The sequence below is a fragment of the Halomonas sp. SIMBA_159 genome, from assembly GCF_046536035.1.
Lineage (GTDB): Bacteria > Pseudomonadota > Gammaproteobacteria > Pseudomonadales > Halomonadaceae > Vreelandella > Vreelandella venusta_A.
On record NZ_JAWJBT010000769.1, the window covers coordinates 1 to 265 of the forward strand.

Annotated in this window: 1 pseudogene; it reads left to right on the forward strand. The window is 54.7% G+C overall.

Annotated features, from left to right (window positions below):
• Positions 1–210: pseudogene (gene hslU, locus R0J87_RS21285) on the forward strand (HslU--HslV peptidase ATPase subunit); the annotation flags it as partial.
• Between the last annotated feature and the right edge of the window lie 55 nt (positions 211–265).

The window sequence follows — 265 nt, forward strand, 5'->3', positions numbered from 1 at the left end:
CGCCTCGCCGAGATCGCTTATTCGGTGAACGAAAAGACCGAGAATATCGGCGCGCGCCGTCTATATACGGTTATCGAAAAGCTGCTCGAAGAAGTGTCGTTCTCCGCCGGCAATCACTCCGGCCACACGGTGCAAATCGACGCAGCATATGTGGATCGCGCGCTGAACGAAGTTGCCGAAGACGAAGACCTGTCGCGTTATGTGCTGTGACGTAGTGACCTAGTCACATCAAGCTTTGAACGGACGCAAAAAACGGGCTGCCTGT